This is a genomic window from Nocardioides sp. AX2bis (assembly GCF_902506435.1).
Classification (GTDB): Bacteria; Actinomycetota; Actinomycetes; order Propionibacteriales; family Nocardioidaceae; genus Nocardioides.
Map to the genome: position 1 here is coordinate 480,060 of NZ_LR733215.1, position 14,335 is coordinate 494,394.

The 14,335-nt window shown below is 68.7% G+C and carries 11 protein-coding genes; 5 read left to right on the forward strand and 6 right to left on the reverse strand.

Annotated features, from left to right (window positions below; translation table 11 throughout):
* Positions 1 to 241 precede the first annotated feature (241 nt).
* Positions 242 to 1,624: a hypothetical protein gene (locus tag GV155_RS02385; RefSeq protein ID WP_160004897.1), complete on the forward strand. Its 1,383-nt coding sequence runs from the start codon at positions 242 to 244 to the stop codon at positions 1,622 to 1,624.
* Positions 1,625 to 1,742: 118 nt separating this feature from the next.
* Here GV155_RS02385 and GV155_RS02390 read toward each other — a convergent pair whose 3' ends face one another.
* The 3 genes from GV155_RS02390 to GV155_RS02400 all read right to left on the reverse strand — a co-directional run bounded on the left by GV155_RS02390 (position 1,743) and on the right by GV155_RS02400 (position 5,830).
* A complete protein-coding gene (locus GV155_RS02390; protein ID WP_160004899.1) occupies positions 1,743 to 3,014 on the reverse strand; it encodes a DUF1501 domain-containing protein in 1,272 nt (423 codons plus the stop codon).
* Positions 3,015 to 3,021: 7 nt separating this feature from the next.
* Entirely contained in the window at positions 3,022 to 4,710 is a 1,689-nt protein-coding gene (locus GV155_RS02395; protein WP_160004901.1) for a DUF1800 domain-containing protein, read from the reverse strand.
* 61 nt (positions 4,711 to 4,771) lie between these two features.
* Complete coding sequence (locus GV155_RS02400) at positions 4,772 to 5,830, reverse strand: glycerophosphodiester phosphodiesterase (RefSeq protein WP_160004903.1); 1,059 nt, start codon at positions 5,828 to 5,830, stop codon at positions 4,772 to 4,774.
* Positions 5,831 to 6,701: 871 nt separating this feature from the next.
* On the opposite strand from GV155_RS02400, the gene GV155_RS02405 reads away from it, so the two are divergent.
* Positions 6,702 to 7,163: a hypothetical protein gene (locus GV155_RS02405; protein ID WP_160004905.1), complete on the forward strand. Its 462-nt coding sequence runs from the start codon at positions 6,702 to 6,704 to the stop codon at positions 7,161 to 7,163.
* A gap of 12 nt (positions 7,164 to 7,175) precedes the next feature.
* Here GV155_RS02405 and GV155_RS02410 read toward each other — a convergent pair whose 3' ends face one another.
* Complete coding sequence (locus GV155_RS02410; protein ID WP_160004907.1) at positions 7,176 to 8,123, reverse strand: sulfotransferase family protein; 948 nt, start codon at positions 8,121 to 8,123, stop codon at positions 7,176 to 7,178.
* A gap of 134 nt (positions 8,124 to 8,257) precedes the next feature.
* Between GV155_RS02410 and GV155_RS02415 the strand changes: the two genes are divergently transcribed.
* From GV155_RS02415 to GV155_RS02425, 3 genes are read left to right on the forward strand one after another with little or no spacing between them, the layout of a single operon-like run.
* Positions 8,258 to 9,715, forward strand: coding sequence for an oligosaccharide flippase family protein (locus GV155_RS02415; protein ID WP_268892566.1), 1,458 nt, complete (start codon positions 8,258 to 8,260; stop codon positions 9,713 to 9,715).
* Positions 9,712 to 10,629 carry a sulfotransferase domain-containing protein gene (locus GV155_RS02420; RefSeq protein WP_160004911.1) on the forward strand — a complete coding sequence of 306 codons (918 nt, stop codon included), beginning with the start codon at positions 9,712 to 9,714 and terminating at the stop codon, positions 10,627 to 10,629. Before GV155_RS02415 ends, GV155_RS02420 begins: the two co-directional genes overlap by 4 nt.
* A 1-nt stretch (position 10,630) precedes the next feature.
* Entirely contained in the window at positions 10,631 to 11,581 is a 951-nt protein-coding gene (locus tag GV155_RS02425; protein ID WP_160004913.1) for a GDP-L-fucose synthase family protein, read from the forward strand.
* A 26-nt stretch (positions 11,582 to 11,607) separates the two neighbouring features.
* Here the strand turns inward: GV155_RS02425 and GV155_RS02430 are convergent, their stop codons facing one another.
* Both GV155_RS02430 and GV155_RS02435 read right to left on the reverse strand, forming a co-directional pair.
* Positions 11,608 to 13,056, reverse strand: a complete 1,449-nt coding sequence (locus GV155_RS02430; protein ID WP_201300031.1) for a sugar transferase — start codon at positions 13,054 to 13,056, stop codon at positions 11,608 to 11,610.
* Positions 13,057 to 13,923: 867 nt separating this feature from the next.
* Positions 13,924 to 14,112, reverse strand: coding sequence for a hypothetical protein (locus tag GV155_RS02435; protein WP_160004915.1), 189 nt, complete (start codon positions 14,110 to 14,112; stop codon positions 13,924 to 13,926).
* Positions 14,113 to 14,335: the final 223 nt, after the last annotated feature.

Genomic DNA, 14,335 nt, shown 5'->3' on the forward strand with positions numbered 1-14,335 from the left:
GGTGAGAGAACGGTAGCGCGGATAATCGCGCGGACAGAATTTTGACCGGTGACGTTGCGCCGTCGACACGAAGCGTCTGGAACCACCCGGCGATACCGCGTGGGTCGGGCAGCGCAGGCGTACCCAAGTCAGGGGAAAACTTCGTCTCAGTGTCCGAAGGTCCCAGTCCGCTGGTGGAACCTACTCGCGTGGCCGTCAGGTCGCACTCTCGGGTCCGCACCCCAACGCTCCAGGAGCCAGCATGTGGCAGAACCGTCCTCGTACCCTCGCTTCTGGGGGATCCGCCGCTAGTCGCGCCCCTGTCGTGGTGTCGCGACGTGCTCGTCTGGCACGGGGTTCGGCGCGATTCACCGCCGTGGCTGCCGTCCTTGCATCCAGCCTGGTGTCGGGCGGGGCTGCCTCGGCCAGCGAGGTCGTGCACCCGGTTGTCGTGTCAGAGACCGCAGCAGAGTTCACTCCGAACCTGGTCGACGACGGGGCGTTCCCGCGCGGCCCGAGGGTGCTCTCGATCACGTCCGCGGGTGACCAGATGTTCGCCGGCGGCGAGTTCCACCAGGTCCGCGGCGCCGCGAAGTCGTCACCGGTCCTCGACCGCTCGAACTTCGTCGCCTTCGACGCTGTGACCGGTGAGATCAGCGGAGCCGCCCCCCAGCTGGACGGGGCCGTCTGGGCGGTGGAGGCCAGCGGGGACTCGGTCTACCTGGGTGGGAACTTCCAGAACGTCAACGGCGTGCCCTCTCCCGGTCTGGTCAAGATCGATGCCGCTACCGGTGAGGTGGACCCGACCTTCAGGCCGCGTCCGATGGTCGGGACCCGTCAGCTGGATCTCGTCGACGGTCGTCTCTTCGCGGCGGGTAGCTTCGGCCGGCGTCTGATTGCTCTGGACCCGGTTACGGGCGTCGACACCCGGTACCTGAAGACCACGGTCTTGGGGAAGATCGCGAACAGTGCGGGTTCGACGTCGGTCTACAGCTTCTCGATCGATCCTGCCGGCACCCGGCTCGTCGCCGTCGGGAACTTCACGACCATCGACGGCGTCTCCCGCCCCCGCGCATTCATGCTCGATCTCACCGCCACCGGAGCCACGCTCAACGAGTGGTATTACGCGCCGCTGGCCGACAAGTGCGCCTCCGACACGCCGGTACGCCAGGCGTACCTGAACGACGTCGACTTCGCTCCCACGGGTGACTGGTTCGTCCTCGCCTCCAGCGGGTACGTCCCAGCCACGACGCAGCAGATCGGCACCCACGTCTGCGATGCGGCCGCTCGGTTCGAGACAGCTGTCGCGCGCCCCACCCGGCCGACCTGGATCAACTACACCGGCGGCGACACGCTCACCTCGGTCGTGATCACCGGGGCCGCGGTGTACGTGCAGGGCCACCACCGCTGGCTCGACAACCCGTTCGGCAAGGACTACGCCGGTCCGGGGGCCGTGGTCCGCAAGGGGATCGGCGCGATCGACCCGTCGACCGGCAGGGCGCTGGCCTGGGACCCGCCCAAGCAGAGCGGCATTGGTGGCTTCGGCTTCGACGTCACCGACAAGGGCCTGTGGATCGGTAGTGAGAGCAAGGTCTTCAACGGCAGGCCTCATTGGGGCATTGCTTTCACCCCACTTGCGGGCTGATTCCCCCGGCGGACCAGACGACGACTACGTGCAGGACGCGCTGGGAACCATCAGGATCCCCGCGCGTCCTTCTCGGGTCGGAAGGGCGTCGCAGGGCGTGGCCTGGCCGCGTGTCTGGTCAGGCCATGAAGCCGAGCGCGGCCTCCGGGCGGAATCCCGGAAAGACCGCCCCGACGTTCGTGCTCATCCGGTTCCGCACGATCTCACTGAGCACGCTGCGGTAGTCACGGGTGACTGCGAGGTCACCGTTGATCAGGTCGCCGCGGTCGAGCCCCGGCCACCGACCGAAGACGCGGCCGCCGTTGACCCCGCCACCCAGCACCAACATGGTGTTGCCATGGCCGTGGTCGAGGCCGGCGTTCGCGTTCTCGCCGACGCGGCGGCCGAACTCGCTGATCGTCACCAGGGTGACGCGGGACGCCAGCGTTCCGAGGTCCGTGAACAGCGCCGCGATGGCGGCCGACATGTCGGAGATCATGGGTGACATGGACCCGTGGTCGAGGTTGCCGACGCCCACGTGCATGTCCCAGCTGCCGAAGTCGACAGTCACGGCGCGGACGCCTACGCCGGCCTTCACCAGGCGGGCGGTGTCCTGCATGACCCGTCCCAGCGGCGTGCCGGGGTAGTTGGCGCCGGCGGCCGGCCTGGGCTGGGTCCTCGCCAGTGGCGCCAGCTTCAGGGACGCGTCGAGAGCCGATGTCCCGGCCCTGCCGAGAGGGTCCTGGGGACCTCGCCACATCGCATCGAGTGAACGTCGCTTCCAGGCTGCTTGCGGTCCGCTGTTCGCGCCAGGCAACCCGATGGCAGCAGTCTGGCGGATCCCCAGCGTCGGTTCCGAGCCGTACAGGGACGTCGAGACCATGGAGGACCCCATGGCGACGGCTTCCGTAGGGGCGTCGTCCGCCGTCAGCCCGATCATCCGGTTCAGCCAGCCGGTGCGGGCCGATGACCCGGGGTCGGCGTCCTCGATGGACTCCATGGCGGCGAAGTGGCTGCGGTTGGGCATCGGGAGTCCGACGGCCTGCACCGCGGCCATCCTTCCCTGACGCCACATCGGCTGGAGAGGCGCGAACGAGGGGTGCAGGCCGAAGAAGCCGTCCGGCTCGAGCAGCCGGCTCCGTGGCACGGCGATCGATGGTCGGGCTGCGGCGTATCCGGGATCGCCGTAGGGCACGACCATCGACAACCCGTCGGCGCCCCCGCGCAGGCTGAGGACGATGAGGACGTTGCCGGGACTGGGGGTCGCCGCATAGGAGACCTGACGGAAGATCCCCTCGCTGAGGGCGGTGACGGTGCCGGCCCCGGCTGCCAGGCCAAGGCCGCGAAGCACCGATCGCCGTGACGTCGAGTAGTCCGCGCAGGAGCAATCAGTGTGAGACACGTGGCGCATCAAGCCATCACCGCTTCATGTGGAGAGGAGAGTCGAGCAGGCAGGCGAGCAGGAGTGGAAGGCGTTCGGTCATCAAGGGGTGGCCGGCGGTGATCACGTCGTCCCGCTGCAAGCCGACGGAGGCGCAGGCGGCGGCCACCATGTCGGTCGTGGGTGGTTCGAAGAGCAACCGGCCGCAGAGTCGGTTGACGACGACGTCGAACCGGGCGGGGAGGTCCGGCACCCACGACTGCGGTGACCGATAGGTAGCGCCCGCCGCCGGGAACCCGGAGGCCATCGCTTGGTGGACCGTCCAGGAACCGAGCATCCGGGTCGCAGAGCTCCAGGCGTCGCCCGCGTCGGGGAACCCATCGGGGGTCGGCCAGTTGAAGGGGCGTTGCCCCATGTCCATGGACATCCAGATCGACTTGTTCGCGAAGTCCGCAGCGGTGGCAGGTCGACGCAACGTCACGTGCAGGGCCCGCGTGGTCGCAACGAAGTCTTCCGTCGGTGTCCTGACCTTGGGCCTCGAGGCGGCCCGGAACTCGGGGTGGTTCACCAGGGTCCGCAGGGTGAACTTGATGTCCGTGCCCGAGGAGACGAACGCAGCTGCGACGTCGTTGACGATCGATGCCGGTGGCGTGTCTGAGACGAATCGTCTGACCAGCGCGCGGGCTACCCGACGGGCGGTCGCCGGGTGACGGGCGAGGTACTCGAGGTAGCGGAAGGTGGTCGCCCGGCCGTCCTTCGAGGCGTTCGCGTCCTTGAATCCGAGGACGGAGACCGGTCCTGTCGCATGGCCTGACGCGTTGTAGGACGGCTTCCAGGAGTTGCCCCGGTCGACGGCCCATCCGGTGAGGATCCGGGTGGAGCTAGCCACGTCGGCTTCTGTGTAAGCGGTCTCGCGACCCACGGTGTGACACTCGAGGACCTCGCGTCCGAGGTTCTCGTTCGGTGCCTTGTTCGTCGAGGCGTAGTTGTCGAGGTAGAGCAGCATCGCCGGGTGTGTGATGGCGCTCGACAACAGGGTGGTGAAGCGCCCGAGCGCGTGCTGGCGGATCACCGAGTCGTAGTTCTTGCGGTGCACCCAGCAGTTGTCGTTGGGAGCGGCGGCGTGGAGGAGGTTGGACCAGAACTCGGTCATCACCTCCAGCACCTGGCGCTGGCTCACGGTACGGCGGGCCAGCGTCCACCTCGACAGCTCGTCGGCCAGGATGGAGCTGGACATCGACCGGTTGTTCTTGTAGCGGGCCCACATCTCGTACGGCGTCAGCTGGAGGGTGGGGAACCAGCCGTCAACCGCGCGTCCGGAGTCGTCGGGCACAGCCGCTGGGTCGAGTTGCTGCTGGAACCATGCTCGTCCGCCGCCTGCAGCACGCACCTGCGCGGCCACGGTGTCGTTGAGTCCGTAGCTGAAGCGACGGACCAGGTGACGGTCGCTCGCGGAGAGCGTCGGTTGCTGCAGGGCAGACAAGATCGTCACGGGAGGAACCTCCGGGTGTGGCGTGGGCGCTGTGTCGGGCAGCGTTCGGAGCAGCGGGGAGCGGTTGGTCGGACGGCCTGCGCCGACGACGGTGTGGGCGAAGGGACCGGTAGTCCGGTCCTCAATCGAAGATTGAGGCCTCGCGGGCTGGACAACCCCGGCGATGTCGGCCGTGATGACCGACGCCGTGGACCATACCTGCGTTGGTCTGATCTGGCCATGTCGCGGGCTCAAGGCCGGCCAGGCTAGTGACCGACGGACTTGACGCTGAAACGCGGTCGTCCGGCGGCTGCGGTCAGCCTCGGCGGACCCGGACCCGCTGCGTGACGTCGCTACCCGCGGGCGTGACCACCTTCACCTTCGCCGTTCGCCCCACACGCTTGGGCAGCGTCACCTCAAGCCTCCGAGGTGCGGCCTGCAGCAGTCGGGCACGGATGCCGGCGACACGTACGGAGCTCGCCGTGCTGAGGAACCGGCCCCGGATGCTGATCTTGCGTGACCCTGCCTTTGCGGCGACCACGTCGGAGATGCGGGGAGGAGTCGTGTACTGGTGGCAGAACCGCCCCAGCTCACGTGGTGAGTCGGTGAGCTGCCCGTCGACACGGGCATCGAGCGCGATGGCCCAGGCGGCCTTGGCATTGCTGTTGAAACCCTGCACCTCGACCCCCGCAGCCTGGAACTCCTCGACACGGGCCCTGGTCAGGGCGGGACGTGGGATGGCCACCAGGTCTGCGCCGATGTCCGTGGCGATGCTCGGGTCTGGGTCGTTGACCGAACCGGGCACCTTGTACAAGGTCCTGACGTCCGGTGCGTTCCGGTAGGTGTAGGGCGTGTAGGCAGTCAGGAACGTGGAGTCGAGCCGCCCTGCCTGCCTGATCTTCTCTGCCACGGCCAGGACGTCCTCGACCAGCTTGACCTCGACGAACACGCGTGTGGACGGGGTGGAGACCCACTGCGCGAGCGCACGGTCGAACGTGGGGATGCGGGCCCCGGTGTCCCGGTAGCGGAGGTCGGCCACCTCTTCGGTGGTCATCTCGTCGATGAACCCCCTGACGCCGGTTGATCGCCGCGTGGATCGGTCGTGGAACACCCAGAGGACCCCATCCGCGTCCGACCAGACGTCGGTCTCGATGGAGAACCCTGCGGCCGAGGCCCCGCGGAACGACTTCATCGTGTTGTCGTCGGTCCCCGGCGGGTGGAAACCCCGGTGCGCAACGGTTTCGAGAAGCGCGCACTGGTCGGTCGTACCTGCCGACGCCGGTGCGGACGCCGCGACGGCTCCGGAGGCCCCGGGCACCAACGTGACGAGGACCGACGACGCCGTCGCGAGAGCAAGCCTGGATGACAAGTGCACGAGAACTCCTACAAGCGGTTGCTGGACCTCCTGAACGGTAGGCCGGAACGAGGCGACGTCTGCGTTGCCTTCACGTTAACGGACCCTGGTGTGCGATCGGTCCTAGACTTCACACATGGCCGTGCGCACCAGACAGGGACACGGTGTGAACGAGGACGACTTCGCCTGGTTACGCCAGGTCGTGTGGGGCCAGGACCAGCTCGGTTCCGTGGGCCCCAGCATGCGCTACGTCGTGGCTCCGTCGATCTCGCGGCCCTGGTTCGTGCTTCCGTGGCTGGGCTTCGTGCCCACGGTGCGGGTCGCGCTCGACGGCTGGGGGCGGTTGTCCGACCGGCACCGCATGATCAGGTCGATCGGCGTGATGAAGGCCACCGGCGCGGTTCTGCACCTCTCCTCGACCGTTGATCTCCCCGCGACACCACCGCTCCTGGTCTGGTTGCGCGATCAGCTCGGAGTCCCGGTGTCCGGTGCGGTCATCACAGGTGTGAAGGATCCCAACCGGAAACCGACGGTGCAGGTCGTGGGCCGGGCCGGAGACACTCTGGGCTGGGCGAAGGTCGGCTGGAGCCCGGCCACGCGCGAGATGGTGCTCCGTGAGCGCGCGATGCTGGACCGGATCGGTCCACGACTCGCCGAGGACCCCCACCTGCGGGTTCCCGGCGTCATCGCCGGTGGGTCAGTGGGTGGGTCCGAGGTGCTGGTCACCCGTCCGATGCCAGCCCGGTCGCGGCGGTGGGGCAAAGGTGCGGAGCCTCCCCGGGCTGACCTGCTCCGCGCCATCGCAAGGTCTGCGTCCGCGAGCGGTCGTCTGCACGAGGGGCAGCTGGCAGGGCTCCCGTTGTGGGCCCAGCTGTCGGAGAGGGTCGCCGCTGTGGCCGACCTCGCGCCGACCGCAGCAGCAGCGGTGGAGGACGCAGTGCGGGACGCCGCAGGATCGGCGTCACCCACGGCGACGGTCCCCATCGGGGGCTGGCACGGTGACCTGGCTCCGTGGAACCTGGCCCGTCGCGGTGACGAGGTCTGGCTGTGGGACTGGGAGCACGCCGGAGACGGCCGACCGCTCGGCCTGGACCTGCTCCACTACCAGCTCGTGGTGAGTCTCTACGTCCGTCGTACCGACCCGGCGACGGCGCTCCGGGAGCTGGTCGTGGGGGCGCCTGGTCTGCTGCGGCCGCTAGGCATCGACGAGCACGCCGCCCGGGCCGTCACCGTGGCGTACCTCGCCGAGCGCTGGCTCCGGGCCGCCGAGCTGGCGCGTCACGGCGCCTCCTGGGACGAGACGGTGCACCCGGCGATCCCGGATGTCCTGTCGTCGCTCACGTCCAAGCCGTGACTGCGTCAGTCCTCAGTCATTGGTGACGTGCCACGGGACCGGACCGATGAGGGCTTCGAGCGCCTCGGTGTCCTCGCGGTAGTAGTCCCTCAACCGTGCGCGCAGGTCACTTCTCAGTACCGGCTGCCGTGTCCGGTCGCGGCGCGCCAGTACGCCGCGGTCGATGGCCGTCGCCGTGGCCGCCCACGCCAGGCCGAGGGGGCTCGGCCGACGCGGTTCCCGGCGGTAGAGGTCTGTTGAGTAGTCGAACAGGAACCGGTTGCGCGATCGGAGCAGGCGGATGCGCCGGTGGTCGTACGTCCCGGTGTTGGCGCTCCGGACGGCACCTGCCAGTGCGGGCGACGTCGTGGGGTCGAGGTCGAGGAACGTCAGCAGGCGCGCTATCTCGGCGGCCGGTCCGGAGGCGAGATCGGGCTGGAGCATGACGTGGACACGGTCGCGCCGCACACGCAGCAACCAGCGGCTCAGGTGTTCGCCGTACAAGCCGTAGTCGAGGACGTCGGCAGCACGTGGGTGCCCGTTCAGCGACATGCTTCCGTCCAGGATGCCTTCGAACGCGTCGTTGATCGGCAGCAGGGGCAGGAACCCGAGACGGACGTAGTGGACGTAGGCGGACATGGCGCGGGGCACGGGGTCGCGCAGCACCGCGACGACTCGCACGTCCGGTGCCGCTGCCGTGATCCGCCCGGGTGCGAGCGGGTCGGCCAGGTGGTCGGGCCGTTTGAGCCCCCGGCGTACGTCGGCGCTTCGCGGGCCGAACAGCTGCTCGAACCCGGCCTGGCTGGCGGATGAGTACGATGGATCTTCGAAGAAGCGGACTTCTGCCGGGGGGATGTCGATCGACGGATGCTGGACCAGGCACTCGTGCACGTAGGTCGAAGCAGACTTCTGCGCACCGATGATCGCGAAGTCGAGGTCAGCCGCGCCGTCCCACATCTCAGCCTCTCCGTCGGCGGGCACCCCCGGCCCGTCGTCCCGGGAGACGGTACGTGACGGAGGCGGTCGGGCGCGCGGCCGATAATCGGTCCGCAGCGCAGCCGCGGCGCCGCACCTCGGTCGTGTCCGGGGGCGCCCTCGGTGCCGTCGGTGCCGTCGTGAGCGCGGCCGGGGGGTTTGCGCTGGTACTGGTGGTCACGCGGACGCTCGGTGCCGCGGACAGCGGCCGCTTCTTCCTCGCTGTCGCCGTGTTCACCGTCCTGATCGCGGTGGGGAAGCTCGGCACGGACACCAGCCTCGTGCGTTTCGTCTCCGTGCTGCTGGCTCGCGGTCGCGACGACCAGGTCGTCCCACTCGCCGTCCGGGCGGCCGTGGTGGTGCTCGTCGTGAGCGGCCTGGTCGGCGTCGTGATCTTCGTCCTCTCTCGACCACTGGCGGCCCTGCTCGTGGCCGACCCCAGCGGCGACGACCAGGTGCTGCTGAGGTGGGTGGCTGTCGGTCTTCCCCTCGGGGCGGTCACGTTGACCCTGCTCGGGGCGACCCGGGGGGCGGGGAGCGTGGCGACCTTCGTCTGGGTCGAGCAGGTGTTCAAGCCGTTGGCACGCCCTGCCGCGGTCGTGGTGGTGTGCGCGCTCGGCGCGGGCGTGGTCGGCGCCTTCGTCGCGTGGCTCGTGCCTGCGGTCCTGGGGCTGGCTGTGGTCTTCGTGTCGATGCGTGCCCGCCTGCGCGGTGCCCGGGCCGGCGAGGCGCCGTCAGGGCCGCCCGTGGGCGGCGCGGAGTTCTGGCGCTTCGCCCTGCCCCGGGCACTCTCGGGCACGCTCGAGGTCTTCTCGCTGTGGATCGGGGTGATGATGCTGTCGGCCCTCACTGGTTCCGCCGACGCTGGGGTCTTCACCGCGGTCGCCCGAGTGGTGACCGCTGGTCTGATGGTGATGGTCGCGATGAGGTTGGCCCTGGGTCCGCACCTCGGGGCAGCCTTCGAGCATCGGCAGCTCGACCGGGTCGAGGCGCTCCACGCTCACTCGACGACCTGGGCGGTCCTCGTCTCGTTCCCCTTCTTCCTGCTGGTCGCGGTCTTCGCCGACGTGGTGCTGGAGGTCTTCGGAGCGGGGTTCGAAGCCGGCGCGGCCGCGCTCACGGTGCTCGCCGCGGCCAACCTCGTCAACGTCGCGGTCGGCAACGTGCAGAGCATCGTCCTGATGTGCGGTCGGAGCTCCTGGACCCTGGTCGGCACCACCAGCGCCCTCGCCGTCCAGGTCCTCCTCGGGCTCGCCCTGATCCCGTCCTACGGCCTGGTCGGTGCGGCCTGGGCCTTCGGTGCCGGGGTGGTGGTCAACAACCTCGTGGCGTGGTGGCAGGTCAGTCATGGCCTCCGGCTGCGAGTCTGGTCGCGACCGGTCGTCGCGGCCCTGCTGCTCACCACGGCGGTGTTCGGCGGGGGTGGTCTCGCCGCCCGCGCCTGGATCGGGTCCGGTCTGCTCGCCGCGGTCCTCGTCGCGTCGGTCGGCACCGTCGCGATCGTCGCAGTAGCCTTGGCCCGACCACGGCTGCTCGACCTCCCAGCGGGGTACCGGGTCCTGGCCAGACGATTCGACCCGACCGGAGCCACGACGTGACCGCAGCTGAACGGATCAAGCGCGTAGCGCCGAGCCTCCCGAAGGAGCTGGCCCGCCGGGGCTTCCGGTCGTGGGGGGCGGCGACGTCGTCGCGCCGGCCGCTGCCGAGCTACCTCATCATCGGGACCAAACGTGGCGGCACCACCTCGCTCTGGCGCAACATGCAGACCCACCCCCAGGTCGTGCCCATGTTCCCCGCCGCCGAGAACCTCAAGAGCCCTCACTACTTCGACATCAACTGGGACCGCAGCGAGTCCTGGTACCGCTCCTACTTCCCGACGGAACAGAGGCGTGAGCGCGCGCGGCGGGTGGCCGGGCTCGACGGGCCGGTGGTGAGCGGCGACGCCAGCCCGTACTACCTGTTCCATCCGGCTGCCGCCGGACGAGCGGCGCAGACCGTGCCGGGGGCGAAGGTCATCGTCCTGCTTCGTCATCCCGTCGACCGGGCCTGGTCCCACTTCCACGAGCGGGTCGGCGCCGGGACCGAGACCCTCGAGTTCGAGGCTGCGCTGGACGCAGAGGACGACCGCCTGCGTCCGGCCCGAGACCGCATGGCCGCCGGCGACTACGCGTACGACGAGAGTCATGACTTCTGCAGCTACCTCGCTCGCGGGCGGTACTGGGAGCAGCTCGAGACCTGGCTGGGGCAGTTCCCCGCGTCCTCGGTCCTCGTCATGCGCAGCGAGAGCTACTACGCCGACCCGGGCAACCACCTGCGTCGGGTGTTCGACTTCGTCGGGATCGACGCGGACGTCGAGCTGCCGGACCTGCGCCACATGAACCGGTTGCCCGCCCGCCCCCTCGAGCCCCGACTCCGCGGCCGTCTGAACGAGTACTACCGTCCGCACGTGCAGACTCTCCAGGAACGGCTCGACCGTGACTTCGAGTGGGACCTGACTGCGGACAGGGTCTGACGTGGCGCCGGCACCCTTCGCCTTGCAGCCCGGCACCCGCGTCTACGTCGCGGGGCATCGAGGCCTGGCCGGCTCTGCGGTGTGGCGTGCCCTGGGCGCGCGACCCGGCCTCGAGCTGGTGGGTCGCACCTCGTCGCAGCTGGACCTGCGTGACCGAGCGGGCGTTGCCGCCTTCATGCAGGAGGTCCGGCCGGACGTCGTCGTCCTGGCGGCAGCCCGGGTGGGCGGCATCAAGGCGAACCGTGACTATCCGCTCGACTTCTTGAGCGACAACCTGCAGATCCAGGTCAACGTCATGGACGCGGCCGTGGCCGCCGGTGTGCAGAGGTTGCTTTTCCTCGGTTCGTCCTGCGTGTACCCGAAGTTCGCGCCGCAGCCGATCCGCGAGGAATCGTTGCTGACCGGCTTGCTCGAGCCGACCAACGACGCCTACGCGATCGCGAAGATCGCCGGCCTGTTGCAGGTCCAGGCTGTACGGCGCCAGCACGGGCTCCCGTGGATCAGTGCGATGCCGACGAACCTGTACGGCCCGGAGGACAACTTCGACCCGGAGTCGTCCCACGTGCTGGCGTCGTTGATCCGTCGTTACGACGACGCGGTCCGCCGGGGCGACCGCTCCGTCACGAACTGGGGGAGTGGCGCACCGCGGCGCGAGTTCCTGCACGTCGACGATCTTGCAGAAGCCTGCCTGCACCTGCTGGAGGCCTACGACGACCCCTCACCCGTGAACGTCGGCACCGGGACCGATCTCAGCATCGCCGAGCTGGCCGGGCTGGTCGCTTCTGCGACCGGGTACGAGGGCGAGACCCGGTGGGACGAGACGTACCCGGACGGGACGCCTCGCAAGCTTCTCGACGTCAGTCGCCTGACGGCGTCGGGTTGGTCAGCGAGGACCGGACTGGCCGAGGGGCTCGTCGAGACGGTGTCCTGGTACCGGCAGCAGAAGAGCTGAGACCGGGCCTGTCGGTCGCATGGCGCTCAGTACGCGCCGCGTGATCCCAGCACTGCGTTGACGGTGCGCGCCAGAATGCTGAGGTCCTGCATCATCGACCAGTTGTCGACGTAGTAGAGGTCGAGACGCACCGTCTCGTCCCAGGACAGGTCCGAGCGGCCCGAGACCTGCCAGAGACCTGTGAGCCCGGGGCGGACGTGGAGACGACGCAGCGCGTCCGGCTGGTAGGTGGCGACCTCCTTCGGCAAGGGCGGTCGCGGTCCGACGAGGCTCATGTCGCCACGCAGGACGTTGAGAAGCTGGGGGAGCTCGTCGAGTGAGAACCGCCGCAGCCAGCGGCCCGGTGAGGTGATCCGGGGATCGTCCTTCATCTTGAACAGCCCCCCGTTCTCGCGGGCGTGCTCGAGCCGTGACAGCAGTGCCTCGGCGTCGACGACCATCGTCCGGAACTTCAGGCAGGAGAACTCCCGGCCGTTGCGCCCGATCCGGGTCTGCCGGAACAGCACAGGTCCGCCGTCGAACCGCTTCACCTGCACGGCGGTGAAGGCCATGATCGGCAGGAGCATCACGAGCAGCACGGCTGAGCTGACCATGTCGAAGGCGCGCTTGCCCCAACGGGAGGCCTTGATCCAGCGCGGCGGCTCGATGTGCATCAGCGGCAGGCCGCCGGTCGGGCGGATGCGGACGCGCTCGCTGGAGATGTCGGTGACGCTGGGAGCAACCACGACCTGGACGGGGCTGTTCTCCAGGTCCCACACGACGCGTCTCAGCTGCGTCGCAGACTCGACCGCACCACCTGCGAAGAAGACCACGTCGATGCTGGCGCTGGCGACGAGCTCGGTGACCTGCTCGACGTCTCCAACGACCGGGAGCCCGATGTCAGTCTCTGACGCCCCGTCGGAGGCGGGCGTCAGTGCGCCGACCACGTCGTACCCCAACCACGCCTCGCGCCGGATGACACCGACGATCTCGTCGACATGACCACGCGACCCGACGATCAGCACGCGGTGGCGCATGCGTCCTCGGCGCCGCGCTGCGTGGACCCCGCGACGGACGGCAAACCGCCCTAGGAGCAACATCGGTGTTCCGAGCCCGAACAACAGCAGGAAGAAGCCGCGCGACAACTCGTAGTGGGCGAGGTAGGACCCGACACCGATCAGGCCGGCCGTACCCAACGAGGCGCCGAGTACACGGCGGTATTCCTCGGTGCCGGCTCCGAGGACGGTGCGGTGATAGGTCCCCATGGCCGTCAGCACCAGCACCCAGCCAATCGGCAGGATCATCGCCCCTGCCCCGAGATCGACCTCGGGGACAGGGTTGACGAAGCCGAGGCTCTCGCGGCCCACGGCTGCCACGCCAGCAGCGGCTGCCGCGAGCAGGAAATCGATCGATGCGGTCACCAGCGGAAGCGCCAGCAGACTCGGACTGGTCTCGCCGCTCGCCAGTTGCGAACGGCGTTCGGACATGATCGTCATGGCGTGTGGTCCCCCCCGGGCCGGCCGGCGACAATGAGCGCGGCGACTTTGCCGCGCCTATGGTGACCGACGAACCTGGAAATGACCAAGCCTGACGAAGACCTCGAGTGGGGGAGAGAACTAGGTGGAAGATCTACACAGAGACGGGCCGCGGCGTGACGTCAGTCATGGCCGGGCGGCGGCCAGCGGGTTTGGCCTCGGGGGAGCGGCGCAGGAGGCGGCCCACCAGGATGCCAATGGGGAGTGACAACAGACACCACCCGAAAAGAACCACCGCTATGAGCGCCATGACTCGAGTGTGTCTTAGTTACCAAGACTTGTCCATGGTTTGGAAAAGTAACAACGAGGAGGTGTGTCAACCAACCGGTAGAACTGCACGCCTGACCCCCGGTCGCTCGTACGCGGTGGTGGCCATCGCCCGTTGACGGACCGGCAAGGGTCACGGTGACCTCGATCGCGGCATGCAGCCGGTACCTTCACGCCTTGGCTGGTGGCGCTGCCTCTAGGTCCGGGTCAGACGCCGGTCGCATCGCTGCGGCGACTTGAACATTCCCGGATCTCGTGGAGGCTCGCTTACCTGCGACCAGCCTCCGTCGCGCGATGGATAGCAGTAGCAGCTCTGCTGTGTGACTTGAGAGTGGCTCATGGGCTTCAGCTTCAGGTCAAACGGCGCCCCATCATCAGCGTGATGGAACCACCGCTGGCCGACCGCACGTGTCGCGCCGACCGCGGTAGCGGTCTCGATCGACAGCAGTCCGTTGGCGATCTCGGTCCAGAACGCGGCCTCGACGTAACGCAAGAACTCCGGATGCCCCGGCAAACGGGGCTTCGGTCGGCTCGGCCGATCTGCTACCCGTTGTCAACGGACTAACTCAACGCCTCCATGACGCTGTGCTTCGACGACTCGTTGTGCCCATCCCGCATGCCGCGGTCGCTATGTTGGATCAGCCTGGTGACGTCCTGGCCGGTGCGCTGGCAGGACCAGAACCTCACTTCGAGGACGTTGACGGCCAGATCGGTGGACAGCAAGGTCGAGACCTGCCAGCCGACGATCATCTTGCTGAAACGTTGAGGACGATCGCGATGTAGGTCCACTCGCCCAAGCCTTCGCCGGCTGGGTCGACTGGCACAACACCCGATGCCGTCAGCCGGCCCAAAGTTGAGAAGCGTCACCAGTCGAGTACGAGCAAGCCCACTGGGCTGACATCCACCGAGAGCCACACCAGGCGTCGGAACGGCCGAGTACCTGGGGCGCTTCGAACTGCCGCACCGATGCGCG

Bases quoted from the DNA above. Each gene is read 5' to 3' on its own strand.
- GV155_RS02385 (WP_160004897.1), top strand. From the start codon at position 242: ATGTGGCAGAACCGTCCTCGTACCCTCGCTTCTGGGGGATCCGCCGCT.
- GV155_RS02390 (WP_160004899.1), bottom strand. From the start codon at position 3,014: ATGCGCCACGTGTCTCACACTGATTGCTCCTGCGCGGACTACTCGACG.
- GV155_RS02430 (WP_201300031.1), bottom strand. From the start codon at position 13,056: ATGACGATCATGTCCGAACGCCGTTCGCAACTGGCGAGCGGCGAGACC.
- GV155_RS02435 (WP_160004915.1), bottom strand. From the start codon at position 14,112: ATGATCGTCGGCTGGCAGGTCTCGACCTTGCTGTCCACCGATCTGGCC.